Genomic DNA, 22,133 nt, shown 5'->3' with positions numbered 1-22,133 from the left:
GGGTGCGGGCCGCGCCGCATCCCGCCGGGGTCAGCTCAGCCCCGCCGTCCTGGCCCGCTCCACCGCCGGGCCGATCGCCGCCGCCACCGCCTGGACGTCGGCTTCCGTGGAGGTGTGGCCGAGGGAGAAGCGGAGGGTGCCGCGAGCCAGGTCGGGTGGGGTGCCGGTGGCGAGCAGGACATGGCTGGGCTGGGCCACGCCAGCCGTGCAGGCGGAGCCGGTGGAGCACTCGATGCCCTGGGCGTCCAGGAGCAGCAGCAGCGAGTCGCCCTCGCAGCCGGGGAAGGTGAAGTGCGCGTTCGCCGGGAGGCGGCCGCCCGGGGCGGGGTCGCCGCCGAGGATCGCCTCCGGGACCGCCGTGCGGACCGCGTCGACCAGCCGGTCGCGCAGGCCTCCGACCTCGTGGGCGAAGTCGGCGCGGCGCTCGGCGGCCAGCCGGCCCGCCACCGCGAAGGCGGCGATCGCCGGGACGTCCAGCGTGCCGGAGCGGACGTGGCGCTCCTGGCCGCCGCCGTGCAGCACGGGCACGGGGGTGTACTCACGGCCGAGCAGCAGCGCCCCGATGCCGTACGGGCCGCCGATCTTGTGGCCCGACACCGTCATCGCGGCCAGGCCCGACGCGGCGAAGTCGACGTCGAGCTGGCCCACGGCCTGGACCGCGTCGGCGTGCATCGGGACGTCGAACTCCCGTGCCACGGCGGCGAGTTCCGCCACCGGCAGGACCGTGCCGATCTCGTTGTTGGCCCACATGACGGTGGCCAGGGCCACGTCGGAGGGGTCGCGCGCGATCGCCTCGCGCAGGACTTCCGGGTGCACCCGCCCGTACCGGTCGACGGGCAGGTACTCGACCGTCGCGCCCTCGTGCTCGGCGAGCCAGTGGACCGCGTCGAGCACGGCGTGATGCTCGACGGGGCTGGCCAGGACCCGGACCCGGCGCGGGTCGGCGTCGCGGCGGGCCCAGTACAGGCCCTTGACGGCGAGGTTGTCGGCCTCGGTGCCGCCGGCCGTGAAGACGACCTCGCTGGGCCGCGCGCCGAGTGCCTCGGCGAGCTCCTCGCGGGCCTCCTCGGCGGTACGGCGGGCCCGGCGTCCGGCGGCGTGCAGAGAGGACGCGTTGCCGGTGGCGGTGAGCTGGGCGGTCATCGCCTGGACCGCCTCCGGGAGCATCGGGGTGGTCGCGGCGTGGTCGAGGTAAGCCATGGTGGGCCCGATTCTACGAGCCACCGGGACCGGCCTCAGGCGCCGAGCCCCCAGGAGATGGTTCCGTCGGCCATGACCAGGCCCGCGAGCACCGCCAGGTCGGCGATGCCGAGGGCGAGTCCGAGCCAGGCGCGGGCGGGGCGGGTGGTGCGGTACCGCAGGGCGAGTCCGGCGAGCACGATGGCCATCGGGCCGAGTACGACGTTCATGACCAGCAGGCCCAGCAGGCCGAGGACGAAGGCGGCGACGGCCATGCCGTCGGCGTCCTTGTCGCGGACACGGCGGCGGTTCAGGACGAGTTCCATGGTCAGGCCCTCCGGTGCGAGGAGATGCGTTCACGTACGGCGAAGACGATCAGCCAGAGCCCGATGGCGCCGGCGACGGCCAGGGTGACCGGGAGCGGAAGGTGCGCCGCTGAGCCCAGCACGACCCCCAGCAGGAGGAGGGCTGCGACGAGGAAAAGCATGGGATGCCTCTCTGGCTCGTTTTCGGATCAGGCTTCGGATCAGGTTTCAGATCGAGTCGCTTTCGGAGCACGACTGTTCACTGACTACCCAGTCTAGCCTTCCCAAATTCAGCGAACAGCTGTTTACTGAGTGGTATGAGCCACACTCTCGGGATCCGGCAGGCCCAGAAGCAGAAGACGCGTCAGGCCCTCCTGGACGCGGCGCTCGGGCTGTTGGAGCACCAGAGCCTCAGCAGCCTGGGGCTCCGTGAGGTCACCCGGGCCGTGGGGGTCGCTCCCGCCGCGTTCTACCGGCACTTCAAGGACACCGCCGACCTCGGGGTGGCGCTGGTGGAGGGGGCGCTGGGGAGTCTGCACGAGACGATCCGGGCGGCGATCGTGACGACCGGCGGGAGCGACGAGCGCATCGACCGGGCCGTGGATCTGATCGCCTCTCATGTACGGGCGCACCCGGCGCACGTCCGCTTCATCGCACGGGAGCGGCACGGCGGGGTGGCGCCGGTGCGCGAGGCCATAGGCGTCCAGCTGCGGCGGTTCGCCGACGAGGTGGCCGAGGCACTGGGCGCGGACCCCGAGTCGCAGGGGTGGAGCGCGGCGGATCTGCGGATGCTGGCCGGGGTCTACGTCGACCACATGGTGATGACGGCCTCGGCGATCCTGGAGGCGGGCGCGGGCGCGGAGGGCGACGAAGAGGCCGCACGGCGCGCCGAGGAGACCGTAGTGGCCACCGCGCGGCGTCAGTTGAGGCTGGTCACGCTGGGCCGCCGCCACTGGCTGGACTGAGGCGGCGACGGCCCGACGGCGGCCCGGCGAGAGGTACGCGTACGGGCTGCGGGCTGCGGGCTACGGCGTGCGCAGGGCGCGGGCGAGCTGGCGGGACTGGGCCACGAGGCGGTCGGCGCTGTCCCAGACCTCGGCGTCCTCCTCCAGGAAGCCGCCGGCCAGGTTGCGGGTGGTGATGGAGACCCGCAGCGGGCCGGGCGCCGGGCGGCAGCGGATGTGCGCGGTCAGCTCGACCGTGGGGGTCCAGCCCGTCAGGCCCATCTCGAAGGCGGTCGGCGGGAGCGCGTCGACGGCCAGGAGCAGCGAGTACGGGTCGGCGTCGCGGCCGTCGGCCAGGCCGAACCAGCCGCGCATCTCGCCCTTGCCGGAGGGGGCGCCGACCGCCCAGCCGAGGGTGGTCGGGTCGAGCTTCAGCATCAGCCGCTCGGTGATGGCCGAGCTGCCCGGGATCGGGGCGGGGCCGTCCGCCGGGCCGAGGCAGTGCTCGATCGGCGGGATCACGGGCGGCTTGGCGGTGGTGCGCACGTCGTCCGGGAGCGCGTCCAGGTCGCCGTACGAGGCGAGGACGCGGATGCGCTCGACCTCGGCGCCGTCCTCGTCGTACTGGAAGAGCGAGGCCTGGCCGGTGGAGAGCGTACGGCCGGTGCGGACGCGCTGGGTGCGGACGACGGCCGGGCCGGGGGCCGAGGGCGTGAGGTAGTGGGCCGTCACGCTGAACGGGTCGGCGTGCGGGAGGGCGCGGCCGAGCGTGCGGCCGAGGAGGGCGAGGAGATATCCGCCGTTCACGGCGTGGATGATCGTCCACCCCGCCGAGAGGTGGGCGTCGTAGACGCCGTCTTCGTTTTCGCGCGGGGTGACGGCGGTGTCCCGGTCGAACTCGCTGTCCCCGATCGTTGCCTGTGCCATGCGGCAAAGGTACACCGACACATTACTGAGCGGTAGCTTTTTTTCTGAGACTCCCCGCCCCTTCCCCGAACCCGCCGGCGGTGGGGGCGGGGGAGGAAGGGATTACCCGGGGCTCCGCCCCAGGGCCCCGGCGGGGCTGCCGCCCCAGGACCCCGCCACGGGACTTCGCCCCCTACCCCTCCTCCGCCGCAGCGCTCCGCCGGTTCCACGCCCTCGGCGCGCGCCAGTGGTAGCGCATCGCCGCCAGCCGCAGCAGGAACGCGGTGACGATGGCGAAGCCGCTCGTGACCGCGTTCAGGGTGTCGAAGCGGATGCAGAGGGCCACGATCGCGGCGCCCACGATCGCCGGGACCGCGTACAGGTCGCGGTCCCAGCGGAGCAGGGACGGGACCTCGTTGGCCAGCACGTCGCGCAGGACGCCGCCGCCGACCGCCGTGGCGAGGCCGAGGGCCGCGGACGAGGTGAGGCCGAGCCCGTGGTCGTACGCCTTCGTCGTGCCCGTGACGCAGAACAGGCCGAGGCCCGCCGCGTCGAACACGTTGACCGCGTTCTGGGTGCGTTCGACCTCCGGGTGGAGGAAGAAGACCAGGACGGCGGCGAGCAGCGGAGTGATGAAGTACCCGAGATCGCTGAACGCTGCGGGCGGCACCGCGCCGATGATCAGATCCCGGAACAGCCCTCCGCCCAGCGCGGTGACCTCGGCCAGGACCGCGATGCCGAACACATCGAAGTTCTTGCGTACGGCGAGCAGCGCGCCGGAGATCGCGAAGACGAAGATTCCGACGAGGTCGAGCGCATGCTGGACGGAGGGGGTGAACAGTTCGTGGAGCACCCGATATTTTTACCCCGATACGGTTTCCCGCTCGAACGTGTCGGGTGTTCGGGCTCTCCTACCAGGTCGGCTTGCCGGTCGAGTAGATCCACGTCTGGAAGAGGTCGTCCAGCTGCTGCCCGGAGACCTTCTCGGCCAGCTTGATGAAGTCGGACGTGTTGGCGTTCTGGTACCGGTGCGATTTCGTCCACGCGGGCAGCAGCTTGAAGAACGCCCCGTCGCCGATGCGCTCGCGCAGCGCCTGGAGCGTCAGCGCGCCGCGCCGGTAGACGGCGTTGGCGAACATGGTGTCGCGCTGCGGGTCCGCGACCTTCGTCTGCCAGAACGCGTCCCCGGCCGGGACCCGGTTGTAGTAGGCGCGGGCCAGGTCGTGCGCGGTCCCCCGCCCCTTGTGCTCCTCCCACAGCCACTGCGAGTAGCTCGCGAAGCCCTCGTTGAGCCAGATGTCCTTCCATTGCGCCACCGAGACCGAGTCACCGAACCACTGGTGGGCGAGCTCATGGACGATGGTGGTCTCGTTGCGCACCGCCGAGTACGCGGGCTTGGACTGCACTTCGAGCGAGAAGCCCGCCTGGGGCATGTCGTCGACGATCGCGCCCGTCTCCTCGAACGGGTACGGGCCGAAGACCTTGGACCAGTAGTCGGTGGCCTCGGCGGTGACCGCGTACACGTCGACCTGGTTCTGCCCCTTGAGCACCGGGTCGATCGCCACGTAGATCGGCGTCCCGGCCGGGGTCTTCCCGGTCTTCACGTCGAACTTGCCGATGGTCGCCGTGGCCAGGTAGGTCGCCATCGGCCTGTTCTCGCGCCAGTGGGCGTACGAGCGGTCGCCGCGGTCGTACGAGGAGACCAGCCGGCCGTTGGAGACGCCGGTCAGACCCTTGGGGGCGTCGATGCGGATGTCGTAGGTGGCCTTGTCGGCGGGGTGGTCACTGGAGGGGAACCAGGTGGAGGCGGCGTTCGGCTCGCAGGCCACGAAGACGCCGTCCTTGGTCTTCATCCAGCCGTAGTCGGAGCCGAAGACGATGGGCCCGTTGAGCGCGACGGGCACTCCGCCGTAGACGACGGTGACCTCGAACTCCTGCCCCTTTCGCAGCTTATGACGGGGCGTCACCACGATCTCGTCGCCGTTGCGGGTGAAGTCGGCAGGTCTGCCGTTCACCCGTATCGCGTCGACCGTGAGCTTCTGGAGGTCGAGGTCGAAGCTGGTGAGGGTCTGGGTGGCGCGGGCGGTGATCGTGGTACGCCCGTCGAGCCGCCCGGAGTCCGGGTGGTAGCTGACGCCGAGGTCGTAGTGGAGGGCGTCGAAGCCGCCGTTCCCGAGGTCGGGGAAGTAGGGGTCGCCGATGCCGGCGGCGCCGGGCGAGCCGCCGCCGGGTGCGGCGGCGATGGTGAAGGCCGATGCCGCCGCGGTGGCGAGGGCGAGCAGCCGTGAGGTACGGCGTGCCGAGCGGGAGAGTGCCATGGGTCTGCCCTTCGAACGCGTTTCCGTGCGTACGGACAGGCAGACTCTGCACTCTCCCGTTTCGGCGTGAACATGACTTTGCCGAACCGTCATGCGTTACTTGTCGGTTGACTCCTGAACGGTGGAGTCCGGTCCGGTCGCCGACTCCGGCTCGGCCTCGGCGGCGTCCGGCGTTTCCGCGTCGGCGGGCGTCTCGGCGACCTCGGCGGCCTCGGGGGCCGTCTCCTCCGCCGCGGGCTCGCCCTTCGCGATCGAGACCACCTCCACCGACTCCCGCGCCTCGGGCAGCACCGCCTCGCCCGGGGCCTGGTCCGGCGCGTTCTCCGGGTGGTGGCAGGCCACCTGGTGGCCGGTCTTCAGGGCGATCAGCGGCGGCTCCTGCGTCTTGCAGATCTCCGTCGCCTTCCAGCACCGGGTGTGGAAGCGGCAGCCGCTCGGCGGCGAGATGGGCGACGGCACATCGCCCTTGAGCAGGATCCGCTCGCTCTTGGCGCCCTTGCGCTTGGGGTCCGGCACCGGCACGGCCGAAAGGAGCGCCTTGGTGTACGGGTGCATGGGCGCCGAGTACAGCGACTTGCGGTCGGCGAGCTCCACGATCTTGCCGAGGTACATCACCGCGATCCGGTCCGAGACGTGCCGGATGACCGACAGGTCGTGGGCGATGATCACGTACGTGAGGCCCAGCTCGCTCTGGAGGTCGTCGAGAAGGTTGACCACCTGCGCCTGGATCGACACGTCGAGCGCCGAGACCGGCTCGTCCGCCACGACCAGCTTCGGGTTGAGCGCGAGCGCGCGGGCGATGCCGATGCGCTGGCGCTGGCCGCCGGAGAACTCGTGCGGATAGCGGTTGTAGTGCTCGGGGTTGAGGCCCACCAGCTCCATCAGCCGCTGGACCTCCTTCTTCACCCCGCCCTCGGGCGTGACGCCCTGGAGCCGGAAGGGGGTGGAGACGATCCCGCCGATGGTGTGGCGCGGGTTCAGCGAGCCGTACGGGTCCTGGAAGATCATCTGCATGTCGCGGCGGAGCGGACGCATCCGTCCGGCCGACATGTGCGTGATGTCGTGGCCCTCGAACTCGACCTTGCCGCCCGTCGGTTCGAGCAGCCGGGTGACCAGCCGGCCCATCGTCGACTTGCCGCAGCCCGACTCGCCCACCACGCCGAGGGTCTCACCCGCCCGGACGTCGAAGGAGATGCCGTCGACCGCCTTGACCGCGCCGCTCTGCCGCCCGAACAGGCCCTTCTTGATGGGGAAGTGCTTGACGAGCCCCTCCACCTTGAGAAGCGGCTCGGGCGAAGAGGCCGACTGCTCCGGGATCGCCTTCTCGGTGCCCTGCGTGGGCTTGTTGTCGCTCACAGCTTCGGCGCAATCTCTTCGGTCCAGATACGGGCCCGCTCCTCCTGCGACATGTGGCAGGCCGAGAAGTGCCCTTCGGCGTCGTCCCACTGCTTGAGCTCGGGACGCACGGTGCGCGTGACGTTGTCCTTGGGGAGGTCCGCGTACGGGCAGCGCGGGTTGAAGGCGCAGCCGGACGGCACGTTGATCAGCGACGGCGGCTGGCCCTTGACCGGGATCAGCCGGTCCGTCTCCTCGCGGTCGATGCGCGGCATGGACCCCAGCAGACCCCAGGTGTACGGGTGCTGGGGCTCGTAGAAGACCTTCTCGGCCGGGCCGCGCTCGATGCACCGGCCGCCGTACATCACCAGGAGGTCGTCCGCCATCTCGGCGACCACGCCAAGATCGTGCGTGATCATGATGACGGCGGAGCCGAACTCCTTCTGCAGATCGCGGATCAGGTCCAGGATCTGCGCCTGGACGGTGACGTCCAGGGCGGTGGTCGGCTCGTCCGCGATCAGCAGCTCGGGGTTGTTGACCAGCGCCATCGCGATCATCGCGCGCTGGCGCATACCGCCGGAGAACTCGTGTGGATAGGAGTCCACGCGCTTGCCCGGCTCGGGGATGCCGACCCGGTCGAGCATCTCGATCGCGCGCGTGCGGGCGACCTTCTTGCTGACCGGGTTGTGGACCCGGTAGGCCTCCACGATCTGCGCGCCGACCGAGTAGTACGGGTGCATCGCGGAGAGCGGGTCCTGGAAGATCATCGCCATCTTCCGGCCGCGCAGCCGCCGTACGTGCTCGGGGTCGGCGCCGATCAGCTCCTCGCCGTCCAGCCACACCTCGCCGGAGATCTTGGCGTTGGCGCTGCGGTGCAGCCCCATCAGACCGAGCGAGGTGACGGACTTGCCCGAGCCGGACTCGCCCACGATGCCGAGGGTCTGGCCGGGCTTGATGTCGAAGCTGACCCCGTCGACGGACTTGACCAGGCCGTCGTCGGTGTTGAAGTGGATGCGCAGGTCCCGTACGGAGAGGAAGGCCTCCCCGGCGTCGGCGGGGCGGTCGGCCACCGGCTCGCCGACGGCCGCGCCGGTCTTGTTCAGGTCGCTCACGAGAGCCTCACCCTGGGGTCGATCGCGGCGTACACCAGGTCCACCAGCAGATTGCAGAGAACGATGAAGAAGGCGGCGACCAGGGTCACGCCCATGACGATCGGGAGGTCGTTGTTCTGGACGCCCTTGACCGCGTAGAAGCCGAGGCCCTGGAAGGAGAAGACCTGTTCGGTGATGACCGCGCCACCGACGAGCAGACCGAAGTCCATGCCGAAGATGGTGACGATCGGGGTGAGCGCGGCGCGCAGGCCGTGCTTGCCGACGACGGTCCGCTCCCGCAGGCCCTTGGCGCGGGCGGTGCGGATGTAGTCCTCCCCCATGGTCTCCAGCATTCCGGCCCGGGTGAGCCGGGCGTAGAGCGCGGAGTAGAGGAAGGCGAGGCTGCACCAGGGGATCAGCAGGTTCCAGGCCCAGTCGGCCGGATTTTCCGTGAACGGCACATAGTTCACGCCGTCCCAGATGGGCCATTGGACGGTGAACAGCCCCAGGAACAGCATTCCGGTGAAGAAGATCGGAAGGGAGACGCCGGCGAGGGCGATGCCCATGAAGAAGCGGTCCAGGAGCGAACCCCGCTTGAGGGCGGAGACCACACCCACCGCAACACCGGAGATCAGCCAGATGACGGCCGCACCGATGGCGAGCGAGAAGGTGACCGGGATACGTTCGGTCAGCTGCGGCCAGACCTCGACGTGGTTCTTGAACGAGTAGCCGAAGCAGGGGGCGTGGCAGACCGAGGCGTCGGGACCGAACTGGTAGGTCGCGCCGACGAAGATCTGCTTGAGGAAGTGCCAGTACTGCTCGTAGAGCGGTTGATCGAACCCGAGGTTCTTCTTCACCGCGGCGATCGCACTGGCATTGGCGTCCTTGCCCACGTACTGGGCGGCCAGCTGGTCCATCGTCTGGCCGGCGAGCCGGGGCACCAGGAAGTAAATCGCGAAGGTGACCGCGCTGACGATCAGCAGCAGGACCACCGCGCCGAAAGCGCGTCGGAGGATGTACGCAGCCACAGCTGTCCGGCAGCCGGTGCCCGCCAGGCCGGGGGTTTCCCGACCCGGCGGGCACCGGAGCCTTCACCTGCCTTTCAAAGAACTCGGGGGCTCAGCCGCTTACTTGGAGGAACCCATCAGCAGGTAGTCGTACATACCGAGGTACGCCTGGGTGACCGTGACGTTCGTCGCGGACGTCGGGCGGAACAGCAGGTTCTTGCGGTAGATCAGCGGAACGGCGGAGGCGTTGTCGGCGACCATCTTGTCGATGTCACCCCAGGCCTTCTCACGGGCGGCCTTGTCCGTGTTGGAGATGGCGTCGTTCAGCGCCTTGTTGATCGCCGGGTCGTTCAGCTCCTGGACGTTGTTGCCACCGGACGGCTTGATGGCCGAGCCGTTGATGATCTGGTCCAGGAAGCCGAAGCCGGTCGGCCAGTCGGCACCCCACGCGGTCATGATCATGCCGAGCTTGTGGTCGTGCACGTACTGCGGGTTGCCGGCGAAGTTCTGGAAGTACTTACCCGCGGGGAAGGACTTGATCTCGGCGTTGATGTTGAGCTTCTTCAGCGACGCCTGGACCGCGGTGGCCATGGCCATCTCGGACGGGCGGTCGGAGCGGGCCGTCAGGTTGGTCGAGAAGCCGTTCGGCTGATTGCACTGCTTGAGCTCGTCCTTGGCCTTGGCCTCGTCGCCCTTGTCGCCCGGGGTCTCGTAGAGGTTGAACTTGGCGTAGCCGTTGACGGTCGGCGGCAGCAGCGTCGAGGCGACGTCACCCTTGGGCGCGCCACCCGCGGCGGCCTGGATCGACGCCTTGTCGATGCCCCACTGGACGGCCTTGCGGCAGTGGATGTTGTCGAACGGGGCGACGTTCACGTTCAGACCGATGTACGAGGTCGCGCCGGCGTACGAACCGTCCGTCTGCGCCTTCAACTTCGCGCTGGTGAGGACCTTCGGCTGTGTCTGCGGGGCGACACCGGTGCCGGCCGCGTCGACCGTCAGGTTGTCGGCGACCAGCTCGTTGTCGACGGTGACCGCGTTGACCTGGAACCGGATGCTGATCTTGTCCGGCAGCGCCGGGCGGTTCGGGTCGGTCTTCGGGTCCCACTGCGGGTTGCGGACGAGGGTCGCGCTCTTGCCCTCCTCGTACGACTCGAACTTGTACGGGCCGGAGGAGACGATGTGCTGGACGTAGGTCGCGCCCTTGTCCTTGTCCCTCGGCACCGGCGCCGTCTGCGAGAACGTCGCCAGGTAGTCGAAGTCCGCGAAGGCGTCCTTCAGCTTGAAGACGATGGTGTTGTCGTCCGGCGTCTCGATCGACGCGATGCCCTTGGGGTCCTTGTTCTTGTACGGACCCTCGTACTTGTCGCCACCCTCCAGGTGGGACTTGAAGTACGTCGGGCCGTTGGACAGGGCCTCGGGGGCGAAGTTCGAGCGCTCGACGGCGTACTTGACGTCCTTCGAGGTGATCGGCGTGCCGTCCTCGAACTTCAGGCCCTTGCGCAGGGTGTACGTCCAGGTCTTCGCGTCGGCGCTGGCCTTGCCGAGCGACTCCGCGAGGTCCGGGACCACGGTCAGACCGTCCTTGCCGGCGGCCGGCTTGAACGTGGTGAGCGTACGGCCGTACAGACGGGAGAAGTTCTGCACCCAGCCGTAGTACGTGTTGCCCGGGTCCAGGGAGTCCGGCACGTCCGTCATGGCGTACGTGGCGGTGCCCCCCTTCTTGTCGGACTTGTTCACGATCTGGCTGAGCCCGGCGTCAGTGACGGACTTGCCGCCGCTGCTGCCACCCTTGTCGTCCTTGGAGTCGTTGCACGCGGTGGCCCCCAGTGTCAGCGCCACGGCAGTAGCGATCAGAATGGTCGCTTTTCTCGTCTTCACCTGAGGAATGCCCCCTCTATGGATGGTTGCGGCAGATGTGTCGTTGTCCGGCAGGTGCCGCGTGCTTACTTGCCTCGCGGGTCGAGGGCGTCTCGCAGCCCGTCGCCCAGCAGGTTGAACGCCAGGACCGTGATGAAGATCGCCAGGCCCGGCACGATCATGTACTGCGGGTCCGCCTCGTAGAGGTCGGTCGCGGTGGAGAGCATTCCGCCCCACGATGCCTGCGGCGGCGCGATGCCGACGCCGAGGAAGCTGAGGCCGGCCTCGAACAGGATGTTCGTGGGGATCAGGAGCGTCGCGTAGACCAGGATCGGTGCGACCAGGTTCGGCAGCAGCTCCCGGATCAGGATGAACGGACCGCGCGCGCCGAGGCTCTTGGCGGCCTCGACGAACTCGCGTTCACGCAGGCTGAGCGTCTGGGCCCGGACGATACGTCCCATGTACGGCCAGCTGAAGAAGCCGATCACGAAGATCAGCACGCACATCCTCAGTGGCAGCCCGGTCAGTCCGAACGCCCCGTCCTGGAGGGACGCGGAGATCGAGATGGCGAAGAGCAGCAGCGGGAACGCCAGGAAGACGTCCATCGCCCGGCTGATCAGGGTGTCCGCCCAGCCTCCGTAGAAGCCTGCCGTGACGCCCATGATCACGCCGATGACCACGGAGAGCATGGTGGCGCCGCCCGCGACGAGCAGCGACACCCAGGAGCCCTCGATGATCCGGGACAGGATGTCGCGTCCGTACTGCGGGTCGACACCCAGTGGGTGCTCCCAACTCATGCCGCCCCAAGCTCCCTTGGGTGCCAGCAGGGCCGGGTCGATCAGGTCCTGGTGGAACTCGTTCGGGTCCAACCCGAACGCCCACTGGATGGGCTTGGAAAGAACGGCGAGCAGGACGAGCAGGACGACGACGACGCCACCGGCGACCGCGAGTTTGTCGCGCTTGAAGCGCGTCCAGGCGATCTGTCCGAGCGAACGGCCCTCGATCTGGCTCTGCTTGGCCCCCGTGAGTACTGCCTCCGGCGGCACCTCGGCAGCCGATCCGGTGGTCTCGAGCGGTGCGGTCACAGTGCCTCTGACCCCTCCCGGCCGGCGGATGGCCGGCCCGTACCAGCCGCTGTGGCGGCTTGTTCCATCAGGTGGTGCGGTGATCTGCGACGGGCCAACCGGCCCTTGTTAGCCGGGAGTCTTCAACGCGTTCGCGATCACCCGCCAGACCTGACGGTGAATGGTTGCCTAAACGTGATGCGGTCAGGTGTCTTCCGTTATCCGGACGTCGTGATCGTCTGAGCGGATCAGTCGTGCACTAACCGGCCAGATCGGTCATGTCACCCAACTGCCTTTATGCACTGCCAAATTGGGTGAAGAAGTTCGGGCAACCGGGACAGGAGGTGACCGATGAAGAGGGATTTGATCGGTGTTGCGTAGGTGACGCGTGTGACGTCAATATGCGCGCGGGGCCGCCGGGGGGTATCCGTACCCGCCCGCGGGGGCTGCCGGGGCGGCGTGCGCCTCGCGGTCGTAGAAGGGGCGCCCGTTGGCGCGCAGCCACATCCCGACCGGGTCGTACTCGTCGGACAGGGCGACCGTGGAGACCGGCAGCCCGTCGGGCACGGCGGAGACGGCCTGCTGCATCATCGCGCGCACCGCGTCGACGGACTGCGGCCCGGTGTCGTAGAGGTCGAGACCGATGGCCAGATACGGCGTGCCGAGCGCGGGCTGCACCCAGGCGCGGCGCAGCGCCCGGACGGCCGGGGTGCGGTGCGCGTGCTGCGTGAGCAGGGCGTAGAACTGCGGGATCTCCACGGCCGGTTCGGTGATCCGCAGCGGGCCCGCGGGCATCCGGTCGAGGCCGGTGGCGATCCGGCGCAGATCCGGCCAAGGGATGCCGACCCCGCCGCCGGGGGCGTGCGGGTTGAGCCAGATCCCGTACCGGTCGGGGTAGAGGGCGCGGGCGATGTCACGGCCGGTGACCATCTCGTGGTCCCGGTTCCAGCCACTGGCGGAGAGCTCCTGGGCGGAGGTCACACAGGGCGCGTACGCCACCCCGTCGACCTCCATGTTCCCGTACTGCGCGTCGGAGGCGCCGGGCCGGCCGTGCCAGAGCAGCATCCACAGCCGGCCGGACGAGGGGTCGGCGAGGGCGTGCAGCAGCGCCTCGTACGCGTCGTAGCGTCCGGGGGCCACCTGGCGCAGCATGTGCTCGACCTGCCCGGCCGCCGCGGTGCCTGACGCACTCACCCTGGGTCCCGCCCCTCTTCGTTCCCCCGCGCCGCCGGTGCACAGGCGTGCGGCCGTGGGGATCTACGGATTATGAAACCAGCTTATGCGGGAGGACTAGGGGGTGGCCCGCGTGTAGAAGGGGCGCACGCGCTCCCGCATCCACTCGCCCACCGGGTCCTGGGCCACGTCGAGCAGCACCAGGTTCACCGGCCGGCCGACCGGGGCCCGGCCCAGCGCGCGGCCCAGCGCCTCCATGGGGGCGTTGCGCCCGGCCCCGTCCCAGGTGGAGAACTCCACGCCGATGAAGAGCGTCGGGTCGTCGCCCTCGATGGAGGCGAGCGCGCGGCGGGCGGTGCGCACCACGCCGGTGGCGTCGAACTCCTCGGCCGCGGCGGTCAGGAAGTCGATGGGGTCCTCCTGCCAGTCCGGCTCGAAGAGCCGCACCCGGGCGCCGGAGGCGGGCCCGTCAAGGGCGGTGCGCCCGGTGCGGCACAGCTCGGCCACAGCGGGCGGCGGCAGCGGTACGCCGACCGCGCCCTCCGGGTTCAGCGCGATGCCCAGCTGCGGCGGCAGCCCGCGGGCGAACTCCACGGCGGGCGCGACGGCGAACGACATGTGCGGGCCGACACACTGGAGGAACTGCTGCTCGGAGCTGTAGACGGGGACGTAGGGGGAGCCGGCGATCTCCATGGTGGGGAGGTCGAGGTCGGCGCTGTCCCGGCTGCCGCCGTTGGGGAGGGGGATCCAGACGGGGTTGCGCCCCAGGACCTCTATCAGGCGGGGGCCCGCACCCGGGACGCCGAGCGAGGCGGACAGTGCCTCCTCCAGCTCGTTGCCCGGCCAGCCGCCGCCGCCCTGGGGGTGCGGAACCGCATGCTGCGGGTAGTCCATGTGCCGTCCTTCTCCCCCGGTTCGACTGCGGGCCGTGCGTGGCTGTTCGCGCTCACGCGGCGGAGCCGCGTATGCCAGCGCCCCGCGCCCCTGAGAGCAGGGGGCGGATCCCCTGCACCTGAAACCTTAGCGGCGGGCGGCCCCCTCCCCGAAAGCGATCCGGCTCACCGTTTCCGCCGCCGGCCTGTCCAGCAGGACCGCCGATGCGACCCCCCGGGGCAGGCGGCCCTCCGCCACCGCCGCTATCAGGCGGGGTACCGCCCTCGCGTGGCGGGCGAAGGCGTACGAGGAGACCTTGCGGCCGCGGGCCACCTGGCCCGCCAGGGCGGTCTCCGGGGTGACGTCGAGGAGCACGAGGTGCAGCGAGCGGCCTTCCCGTGCCGCACCCTTCGCCAGCGACCAGCGCACCCAGGCGTGGGTGCCGCAGTCGTGGACGGCCAGGCCCCCGCCGGACCGCAGCGCCCGGTGCATCCGCAGGAAGTGGGCGACCCGCACCACCGGGCGGTACAGCGCGTACGGCACGCCGCCCATCCTGGCCTCCCAGGCGCGGCGGGTGTCCTGCGAGTCGATACCGACGCCGGTGACGGCCCGGCGCAGCAGGGTCGTCTTGCCACTGCCGGGCAGGCCGGAGACCACCACCACGTCCCCCTCGGCGAACCGGAGCGTGTGCGGTGAGCGACCGTCCCGGCCGCGCAGGTCCCGTACCGCCGGAACCGGGGCCTCCGCCTGCGCCGCCGCCGTGTGAACCGTCATCGGTGCTCCCCCTGCCGGGTCGGACGACCCTTTACCCATGCGCGTAAAAGGATGGTAATGAGACTCAGGTGATGTGATGCCCGTGGGAGGCGTGCAATGATGTGCGCGCCTAACTGCATACCGGCCGCTTGAATCCACGCGGGAGAGTCCCCGGCAGTTCCCCCAAGGCCCCAGAAGGCCGGGAGGATCGCGGGGCGCCGAAGGAGCAAGTCCCTCCCTTGAATCTCTCAGGCCCCGTACCGCGTGGATGAGGCAGATCTGAAAAGCGGGCCGCACGTTCTCGGACGGAGCGGCTCCACCCAAGGTGCAAGCCGGGTCTCCCGGCGAACCTCTCAGGTTCCGATGACAGATGGGGAGGATCGTCCTCGCCGTCATGCCCTGGGAGCCACACCCTCATGAGCAATCCCCGTCTCACCGCCCTTGACGCGACTCACCGTTCGCTGGGCGCGACCATGACCGACTTCGCCGGCTGGGACATGCCGCTGCGGTACGGCAGCGAGCGCGACGAGCACAACGCCGTCCGTACCCGGGCCGGTCTCTTCGACCTCTCCCACATGGGCGAGATCACCGTCACCGGCCCGGACGCCGTCAAGGCGCTGGACTACGCGCTGGTCGGCAACATGAGCACCATCGGTGTGGGCCGCGCCCGCTACACGATGATCTGCCAGGAGGACGGCGGCATCGTCGACGACCTGATCGTCTACCGCCTCGGCGAGGACGAGTACATGGTCGTCGCCAACGCCGGCAACGCCCAGGTCGTGCTGGACGCGATCACCGAGCGCGCGGCCGCCTTCGACGCCGAGGTCCGCGACGACCGCGACGCGTACGCGCTCCTGGCCATCCAGGGCCCCGAGTCCCCCGGCATCCTGAAGTCGCTTACCGACGCCGACCTGGACGGCCTGAAGTACTACGCGGGCCTGCCCGGCACCGTGGCCGGCGTCCCGGCGCTGATCGCCCGTACGGGCTACACCGGTGAGGACGGTTTCGAGCTCTTCGTGGCCCCGGCCGACGCCGAGCAGCTGTGGCGCGCGCTCACCGACGCGGGCCAGGACGCGGGCCTGGTGCCGTGCGGTCTGTCCTGCCGCGACACGCTGCGCCTTGAGGCGGGCATGCCGCTGTACGGGCACGAGCTGACCACCGCGCTCACCCCGTTCGACGCGGGGCTCGGCCGGGTCGTGAAGTTCGAGAAGGAGGGCGACTTCGTGGGCCGGGAGGCCCTGGAGGCCGCCGCCGAGCGCGCCGCCGCCAAGGCCCCGCGCAAGCTGGTCGGGCTGATCGCCGAGGGCCGCCGGGTGCCGCGCGCCGGATTCTCCGTGGTGGCGGGCGGCGAGGTGGTCGGCGAGGTCACCTCGGGCGCCCCGTCGCCGACGCTGGGCAAGCCGATCGCCATGGCGTACGTGGACGCCGCGCACGCCGCACCGGGCACCTCCGGCGTCGGCGTCGACATTCGCGGTACGCATGAGCCGTACGAGGTCGTGGCGCTGCCGTTCTACAAGCGCCAGAAGTGACCCCTCGCACACGCACCGCACGACTCATCTGTTCACCACCACTCCCCCTCGTACAGGAGAATTCAGGCCATGAGCAACCCCCAGCAGCTGCGCTACAGCAAGGAGCACGAGTGGCTGTCGGGCGCCGAGGACGGCGTCTCGACGGTCGGCATCACGGAGCACGCGGCCAACGCGCTCGGTGACGTGGTGTTCGTCCAGCTCCCGGAGGTCGGTGACACGGTGACCGCGGGCGAGACCTGCGGCGAGCTGGAGTCGACCAAGTCGGTCAGCGACCTCTACTCCCCGGTCACGGGCGAGGTCGTCGCCGCCAACCAGGACGTCGTCGACGACCCGTCGCTGGTGAACTCCGCCCCGTTCGAGGGCGGCTGGCTGTTCAAGGTCCGCGTCACGGACGAGCCGGGCGACCTGCTCTCCGCCGACGAGTACACCGACTTCGCCAGCTGACCTACCACTCCAGGGATCTTCTGATGTCGCTTCTGAACCAGTCCCTCCATGAGCTGGACCCGGACGTCGCCGCCGCCGTCGACGCCGAGCTCCACCGTCAGCAGTCCACCCTCGAAATGATCGCCTCGGAGAACTTCGCTCCGGTCGCGGTCATGGAGGCCCAGGGCTCGGTCCTCACCAACAAGTACGCCGAGGGCTACCCGGGGCGCCGCTACTACGGCGGCTGCGAGCACGTCGACGTGGTCGAGCAGATCGCGATCGACCGCATCAAGGCGCTCTTCGGCGCCGAGCACGCCAACGTGCAGCCGCACTCGGGTGCGCAGGCGAACGCGGCCGCGATGTTCGCGCTGCTCAAGCCGGGCGACACGATCATGGGCCTGAACCTGGCCCACGGCGGTCACCTGACCCACGGCATGAAGATCAACTTCTCCGGCAAGCTCTACAACGTGGTCCCGTACCACGTCGACGAGACCGGACAGGTCGACATGGCCGAGGTCGAACGCCTGGCCAAGGAGTCCAAGCCGCAGCTGATCGTGGCCGGCTGGTCCGCGTACCCGCGCCAGCTGGACTTCGCCGCGTTCCGCCGCATCGCGGACGAGGTCGGCGCGTACCTGATGGTCGACATGGCCCACTTCGCGGGCCTGGTCGCCGCGGGTCTGCACCCCAACCCGGTGCCGCACGCCCACGTCGTGACCACCACCACGCACAAGACCCTCGGCGGTCCGCGCGGCGGTGTCATCCTGTCGACGCAGGAGCTCGCCAAGAAGATCAACTCGGCGGTCTTCCCCGGTCAGCAGGGCGGCCCGCTTGAGCACGTGATCGCGGCCAAGGCGGTCTCCTTCAAGGTGGCGGCCTCGCCCGAGTTCAAGGAGCGCCAGGAGCGCACCCTGGAGGGCGCCAGGATCATCGCCGAGCGCCTGATCCAGGACGACGTGACCGAGGTCGGCGTCTCGGTCCTGTCCGGCGGCACGGACGTCCACCTGGTCCTCGTGGACCTGCGGAACTCCGAGCTCGACGGCCAGCAGGCCGAGGACCGCCTCCACGAGGTCGGCATCACGGTCAACCGGAACGCCATCCCGAACGACCCGCGCCCCCCGATGGTCACCTCGGGCCTGCGGATCGGCACGCCGGCACTGGCCACCCGCGGTTTCGGCGCCGACGACTTCCGCGAGGTCGCCGACATCATCGCCGAGACCCTGAAGCCGGACTTCGACAAGGACGCTCTCGCCGCCCGGGTCTCCGCCCTGGCCGCGAAGCACCCCCTGTACCCCGGCCTGAAGTAGTTTCGTACCCTTTTATTCGTACGAACCTTCGGGGCACCGCGCACACTGGACAGTGAGTGCGGTGCCCCGAACCCTTGCACCGCCCGTTTTCCTGCTCGTTCCGCACCACCCCGGCAGACAACGGCGTCTACCAACCCACAAGGAGTCCTCCCGTGGCCATCTCGGTCTTCGACCTGTTCTCGATCGGCATCGGCCCGTCCAGCTCCCACACGGTCGGCCCTATGCGCGCTGCCCGGATGTTCGCGCGGCGGCTGAAGAACGAGGGTCTGCTGGCCCACACGGCCTCGATACGCGCCGAGCTGTACGGCTCGCTCGGCGCCACCGGCCACGGCCACGGCACCCCCAAGGCCGTGCTGCTCGGTCTGGAGGGCAACTCGCCGCGCACGGTCGACGTGGAGAGCGCCGACGAGCAGGTGGAGCGGATCAAGTCGGCGGGCCGGATCAACCTGCTCGGCGCCCACGAGATCCCCTTCGACTTCGACGAGGACCTGATCCTGCACCGCCGCAAGGCGCTGCCGTACCACGCCAACGGCATGACGATCTTCGCGTACGACCGCGAGGGCGCCCTGGTCCTGGAGAAGACGTACTACTCGGTGGGCGGCGGGTTCGTCGTCGACGAGTCCGCCCTGGACAAGGAAGGGGTGGCGGGCGAGAACCCGATCGTGCCCGACGACACGGTCCTGAAGTACCCCTTCCGCACCGGTGACGAGCTGCTGCGCCTCGCCAAGGAGACGGGCCTGTCGATCTCCGCGATGATGCTGGAGAACGAGAAGGCCTGGCGCACCGAGGACGAGATCCGTACCGGTCTCCTGGAGATCTGGCGCGTGATGCAGGCGTGCGTCTCGCGCGGCATGTCCCGCGAGGGCATCCTGCCGGGCGGCCTCAAGGTCCGCCGACGGGCCGCGACCACCGCCCGCCAGCTGCGCGCCGAGGGCAACCCGGACGCGCACGCGATGGAGTGGGCGACGCTGTACGCGATGGCGGTGAACGAGGAGAACGCGGCGGGCGGCCGCGTGGTCACCGCGCCCACCAACGGCGCCGCGGGCATCATCCCGGCCGTGCTGCACTACTACATGAACTTCGTGCCCGGCGCGGACGACGAGGGCGTGGTCCGCTTCCTGCTGGCCGCCGGCGCCATCGGCATGCTGTTCAAGGAGAACGCCTCGATCTCCGGCGCCGAGGTCGGCTGCCAGGGCGAGGTCGGCTCCGCCTGCTCGATGGCCGCGGGCGCGCTTGCCGAGGTCCTCGGCGGCACCCCCGAGCAGGTCGAGAACGCCGCGGAGATCGGCATGGAGCACAACCTGGGACTGACCTGCGACCCGGTCGGCGGTCTGGTCCAGATCCCGTGCATCGAGCGCAACGGTATGGCGGCCGTGAAGGCCGTGACCGCCGCGAAGATGGCGATGCGCGGCGACGGCAGCCACAAGGTGTCCCTCGACAAGGTCATCAAGACCATGAAGGAGACCGGCGCCGACATGTCCGTGAAGTACAAGGAGACCGCGCGCGGCGGTCTGGCCGTCAACATCATCGAGTGCTGACGGCTCCGTCCGCCGGGCCGCGTCACCGCGGGCCGGCGGACGGGCTCGGGGTCACTTGTTGAGGGACGCCCAGAACTCCTCGAAGGAGAGCTTGCCGTCGCTGTTGGCGTCCTTGGCCCTGATGATGGCCTGGGCCACGGTCTCGGTGACGTGGAAGTCGCCCAGCTGGGCCATGACCTGCTTGTACTCGGTCGCCGTCACCTCGCCGTTGCCGTCGACGTCGAGTCGCGCGAACGCCTTGCGGGCCTCTTCGATGTCCGCCACTGGGTCCACCCCTATCTTGGTGCGTTTTTGACGGGGGTCAGACTAACCGGCCCGGCGCCCTCCCCCGTACGGCGCCCGGCCCCGCCCGTGGGCGATCATGGTGGGCAGCACAGATGGTCAGGAGAGGTGGCAGGGGCATGGGGCAGGAACTGGGCGACATACTGGCCGCCGCCGCGCGCGGGCACTTCCCGCCGGCGGACGGGGCGACGACCGTCGTTCCCCAGCCGAACCCGCGCGACGCGGGCGTGCTCGCGTTCACCGCGCACTCGGTGGTCTTCCTGGACGAGGACCCGGAGTGGCTTCGCGCCACCCTGGCCGCGACCGACGCCGATCCGCTGGGCGCCTCGATGAATCCGGGATTCCTGGCCGCGCTGATGGCCCGTACCGGCCGTCGGATGAACTGCGTCGACCTCCTCACCTGCGCGCCCGCCCTGCCCGGTGAGCCACCGCTCGCGCTGACCGAGCTGGCGGACCCGGACCACCCCCGGGTGGCGCGGGCACTGAAGTTCCGCGACGAGGTCCGGGTGTGGGCGACCTACGGCGGGGTGCTGGTCCTCGGGCGGGGCGTGGCGGGCCGCTGGGAGGCGGCGATCGAGGTGGACGAGAGCGCGCGGGGACGCGGTCTGGGCGTACAGCTCGCGCTGGCGGCGCGGCATCTGGCGCCGGAGCCGGTGATCTGGGCGCAGCAGTCGCCGGGCAACGCCCGCAGCGTACGGACGTTCCAGGCGGCCGGGTACCGCCCCGTCGGCTCGGAAGCGCTGCTCGTCGCGCACTGAGCCGCCCGACCGCCGGGGACGGGCGCCAAACACCGGCCACGGCATTTCGCGGGGGCGAATTCCCGCCAAAAGTCCGGGATCCCCTTCCCTACGCTCCGCCACCGGGCGATAACTTCTTGTCGTCGCCGCCACACCGGGAGCACAGGGCTCCCAGGGACTCGCGGCGCTGGGGCGATTCAGGAGTGACTGCCACCACTGAAGCAACCACCACCTTTACCTTCCAGCCGTTCACCCGGAGCTGTCGGTTCATCTGGGACGAGGGCGACCACGTCCTCATCGGGGTGAGTCCGGGAAACAGCTATTTCAGCGCCGACCGCATCGCAGGTCTCGTCCGCTGGGCCGCCACCCGCTTCGACCGGGTCGACCTCGTCTACGCCGACCGCCATGTGGACCGGATGTTCGCGACACTCGGCCATGACGACGAGCACGCGCGCAGGCGGGCCGCCAAGGAGCTGAAGGCGGTCCGCAGAAGGATCGTGCGGGGCGTCGAGGAGGCCGGCCGCCCCGGGCTCCCGGTCGGCGTGCACGCGCTCTCGGAGTTCGAGGGGAACCCGGTGTACGACCTGTTGCACCGCCGGGTGCGGCACTTCCTCGCGACCGACCGCGAATTCCGCACCGGCTGCGAGGAGATGGCCGCCGCGTTCCTGGCCGGGAAGGCCGACGGCGCCCCGGTGAGCCCGGCGCAGACCGCCGCCTGCCTCGACTACATCGCCGCGGAGCTCCCGTTCTTGCTCGACACCCCGGGAATCCTCCAGGTCCCGTCCTCGGTGTCCAGCTATCACGCGCTGATCCCGCTCACCGAACTCCTCTACGCCAAGGGCGGCGGTCTGCGCGCCTCCCGCAACCAGGCGTACGCGGTCGTACGCCCGCAGGCCGTCCGCCCGGAAGGAGTCGCCGCATGAGCCGCACGAGCACCACCAGCCCGACCACCAGCACCACCAGCACCACCAACACCAACACCACCACCAGCAGCACCGACCGGCTGCTCCACTTCCCGCTCGGCCGGCGCGGTGACGTGCTCCCCGAGGAGTGCGCCGCCCTGCGCGCCAAGGAGCCGGTGGCCCGGGTGCGCACCATGACCGGCGACACCGCCTGGCTGGTGAGCAGTTACGCGCTGGCCAAACGCGTCCTGGAGGACGACCGGTTCAGCCTCAAGGACACCGCGGCCCCGGACGCCCCGCGCCAGTACGCGCTGACGCTGGTGCTCGTCCTGGTCGAGGGCGCCAACTTCGACCCGGAGGTCTTCACCGACCCCGAGCGGCTCGACCTGGACCGCGAGGTCAACCCGCACCTCTCGTTCGGCGCGGGCCGCCACTTCTGCCCGGCCACGGGCCTGGGCCGGGCGCACGCGGAGACCGCCCTGAGCGCGCTGGTGGAGCGGCTCCCGGGGCTGCGCCTGGCGGTCCCGCCGGAACAGCTGGTGTGGCGCACCGGCTTCATCAAGCGCCTGCCGGAACGGCTGCCGGTCCTCTGGTGAGACGCGGCTGCCCCCGG

Annotated in this window: 23 protein-coding genes and 1 riboswitch; of the genes, 8 read left to right on the top strand and 15 right to left on the bottom strand. The window is 70.2% G+C overall.

The genetic code is table 11. The features are described 5' to 3' along the window. Positions 1-30: 30 nt before the first annotated feature. The 3 genes from ACFWA7_RS09540 to ACFWA7_RS09530 are packed head-to-tail and all read right to left on the bottom strand — an operon-like array spanning position 31 to position 1,666. Positions 31-1,200 (bottom strand): cysteine desulfurase family protein, encoded by a 1,170-nt coding sequence (locus ACFWA7_RS09540; protein WP_385822007.1) that lies wholly within the window; start codon positions 1,198-1,200, stop codon positions 31-33. A 35-nt stretch (positions 1,201-1,235) separates the two neighbouring features. Continuing rightward, positions 1,236-1,505: a DUF4190 domain-containing protein gene (locus tag ACFWA7_RS09535; RefSeq protein WP_385536506.1), complete on the bottom strand. Its 270-nt coding sequence runs from the start codon at positions 1,503-1,505 to the stop codon at positions 1,236-1,238. Between the two features lie 2 nt (positions 1,506-1,507). Then, on the bottom strand, positions 1,508-1,666 hold the full coding sequence (locus tag ACFWA7_RS09530; RefSeq protein WP_329401865.1) for a hypothetical protein: 159 nt from the start codon (positions 1,664-1,666) through the stop codon (positions 1,508-1,510). A gap of 135 nt (positions 1,667-1,801) precedes the next feature. On the opposite strand from ACFWA7_RS09530, the gene ACFWA7_RS09525 reads away from it, so the two are divergent. After that, positions 1,802-2,449, top strand: a complete 648-nt coding sequence (locus ACFWA7_RS09525) for a TetR family transcriptional regulator (RefSeq protein ID WP_385536508.1) — start codon at positions 1,802-1,804, stop codon at positions 2,447-2,449. A gap of 60 nt (positions 2,450-2,509) precedes the next feature. On the opposite strand, the gene ACFWA7_RS09520 is transcribed toward ACFWA7_RS09525, so the two are convergent. The 11 genes from ACFWA7_RS09520 to ACFWA7_RS09470 form a co-directional block, all read right to left on the bottom strand. Continuing rightward, the gene (locus ACFWA7_RS09520; RefSeq protein WP_385536511.1) at positions 2,510-3,355 is read right to left on the bottom strand and encodes a thioesterase family protein; all 846 of its coding nucleotides are present in this window, start codon (positions 3,353-3,355) and stop codon (positions 2,510-2,512) included. A gap of 172 nt (positions 3,356-3,527) precedes the next feature. After that, the gene (locus tag ACFWA7_RS09515; protein WP_385822005.1) at positions 3,528-4,187 is read right to left on the bottom strand and encodes a trimeric intracellular cation channel family protein; all 660 of its coding nucleotides are present in this window, start codon (positions 4,185-4,187) and stop codon (positions 3,528-3,530) included. Positions 4,188-4,245: 58 nt separating this feature from the next. Beyond that, a complete protein-coding gene (locus ACFWA7_RS09510; protein ID WP_385536515.1) occupies positions 4,246-5,652 on the bottom strand; it encodes a M1 family metallopeptidase in 1,407 nt (468 codons plus the stop codon). A gap of 96 nt (positions 5,653-5,748) precedes the next feature. Continuing rightward, the gene (locus tag ACFWA7_RS09505) at positions 5,749-7,008 is read right to left on the bottom strand and encodes an ABC transporter ATP-binding protein (protein WP_385536516.1); all 1,260 of its coding nucleotides are present in this window, start codon (positions 7,006-7,008) and stop codon (positions 5,749-5,751) included. Beyond that, positions 7,005-8,099: an ABC transporter ATP-binding protein gene (locus ACFWA7_RS09500; RefSeq protein ID WP_385536519.1), complete on the bottom strand. Its 1,095-nt coding sequence runs from the start codon at positions 8,097-8,099 to the stop codon at positions 7,005-7,007. The genes ACFWA7_RS09505 and ACFWA7_RS09500 overlap by 4 nt, the downstream gene beginning before the upstream one ends. Beyond that, positions 8,096-9,106 carry an ABC transporter permease gene (locus ACFWA7_RS09495; protein WP_385536521.1) on the bottom strand — a complete coding sequence of 337 codons (1,011 nt, stop codon included), beginning with the start codon at positions 9,104-9,106 and terminating at the stop codon, positions 8,096-8,098. Before ACFWA7_RS09495 ends, ACFWA7_RS09500 begins: the two co-directional genes overlap by 4 nt. A 99-nt stretch (positions 9,107-9,205) precedes the next feature. Then, complete coding sequence (locus tag ACFWA7_RS09490) at positions 9,206-10,963, bottom strand: ABC transporter substrate-binding protein (protein WP_385822002.1); 1,758 nt, start codon at positions 10,961-10,963, stop codon at positions 9,206-9,208. 65 nt (positions 10,964-11,028) lie between these two features. After that, positions 11,029-12,027: an ABC transporter permease gene (locus ACFWA7_RS09485; protein ID WP_385822000.1), complete on the bottom strand. Its 999-nt coding sequence runs from the start codon at positions 12,025-12,027 to the stop codon at positions 11,029-11,031. A gap of 375 nt (positions 12,028-12,402) precedes the next feature. Beyond that, the gene (locus ACFWA7_RS09480; protein WP_385536527.1) at positions 12,403-13,200 is read right to left on the bottom strand and encodes an enhanced serine sensitivity protein SseB C-terminal domain-containing protein; all 798 of its coding nucleotides are present in this window, start codon (positions 13,198-13,200) and stop codon (positions 12,403-12,405) included. Positions 13,201-13,296: 96 nt separating this feature from the next. Further along, positions 13,297-14,073, bottom strand: coding sequence for an enhanced serine sensitivity protein SseB (locus ACFWA7_RS09475; RefSeq protein ID WP_385821998.1), 777 nt, complete (start codon positions 14,071-14,073; stop codon positions 13,297-13,299). Between the two features lie 126 nt (positions 14,074-14,199). Then, complete coding sequence (locus ACFWA7_RS09470; RefSeq protein ID WP_385536531.1) at positions 14,200-14,826, bottom strand: AAA family ATPase; 627 nt, start codon at positions 14,824-14,826, stop codon at positions 14,200-14,202. Between the two features lie 129 nt (positions 14,827-14,955). Continuing rightward, positions 14,956-15,078: riboswitch (glycine riboswitch) on the top strand. A 143-nt stretch (positions 15,079-15,221) separates the two neighbouring features. Between ACFWA7_RS09470 and gcvT the strand changes: the two genes are divergently transcribed. The 4 genes from gcvT to ACFWA7_RS09450 all read left to right on the top strand — a co-directional run bounded on the left by gcvT (position 15,222) and on the right by ACFWA7_RS09450 (position 19,599). Next, the gene (gcvT, locus tag ACFWA7_RS09465; RefSeq protein ID WP_385536533.1) at positions 15,222-16,334 is read left to right on the top strand and encodes a glycine cleavage system aminomethyltransferase GcvT; all 1,113 of its coding nucleotides are present in this window, start codon (positions 15,222-15,224) and stop codon (positions 16,332-16,334) included. A 69-nt stretch (positions 16,335-16,403) separates the two neighbouring features. Continuing rightward, positions 16,404-16,778, top strand: a complete 375-nt coding sequence (gene gcvH / locus ACFWA7_RS09460) for a glycine cleavage system protein GcvH (protein ID WP_385536536.1) — start codon at positions 16,404-16,406, stop codon at positions 16,776-16,778. 23 nt (positions 16,779-16,801) lie between these two features. Beyond that, positions 16,802-18,061: a serine hydroxymethyltransferase gene (glyA, locus tag ACFWA7_RS09455; protein WP_385536538.1), complete on the top strand. Its 1,260-nt coding sequence runs from the start codon at positions 16,802-16,804 to the stop codon at positions 18,059-18,061. 152 nt (positions 18,062-18,213) lie between these two features. Beyond that, complete coding sequence (locus tag ACFWA7_RS09450; RefSeq protein WP_385536540.1) at positions 18,214-19,599, top strand: L-serine ammonia-lyase; 1,386 nt, start codon at positions 18,214-18,216, stop codon at positions 19,597-19,599. A gap of 51 nt (positions 19,600-19,650) precedes the next feature. Here ACFWA7_RS09450 and ACFWA7_RS09445 read toward each other — a convergent pair whose 3' ends face one another. After that, a complete protein-coding gene (locus ACFWA7_RS09445; protein WP_385536542.1) occupies positions 19,651-19,863 on the bottom strand; it encodes an EF-hand domain-containing protein in 213 nt (70 codons plus the stop codon). Positions 19,864-20,000: 137 nt separating this feature from the next. On the opposite strand from ACFWA7_RS09445, the gene ACFWA7_RS09440 reads away from it, so the two are divergent. The 3 genes from ACFWA7_RS09440 to ACFWA7_RS09430 all read left to right on the top strand — a co-directional run bounded on the left by ACFWA7_RS09440 (position 20,001) and on the right by ACFWA7_RS09430 (position 22,116). Then, on the top strand, positions 20,001-20,639 hold the full coding sequence (locus ACFWA7_RS09440) for a GNAT family N-acetyltransferase (protein ID WP_385536544.1): 639 nt from the start codon (positions 20,001-20,003) through the stop codon (positions 20,637-20,639). A gap of 182 nt (positions 20,640-20,821) precedes the next feature. Further along, complete coding sequence (locus ACFWA7_RS09435) at positions 20,822-21,541, top strand: tRNA-dependent cyclodipeptide synthase (protein ID WP_385821996.1); 720 nt, start codon at positions 20,822-20,824, stop codon at positions 21,539-21,541. Beyond that, entirely contained in the window at positions 21,538-22,116 is a 579-nt protein-coding gene (locus ACFWA7_RS09430) for a hypothetical protein (RefSeq protein ID WP_385821994.1), read from the top strand. The genes ACFWA7_RS09435 and ACFWA7_RS09430 overlap by 4 nt, the downstream gene beginning before the upstream one ends. Positions 22,117-22,133 lie beyond the last annotated feature (17 nt).

Origin of the sequence: Streptomyces sp. NPDC059994, from assembly GCF_042737755.1 — a bacterium.
Classification (GTDB): domain Bacteria; phylum Actinomycetota; class Actinomycetes; order Streptomycetales; family Streptomycetaceae; genus Streptomyces.
The sequence above is the reverse complement of the archived record's forward strand: the minus strand, read 5'-3'. Positions and strand labels throughout refer to the sequence as shown.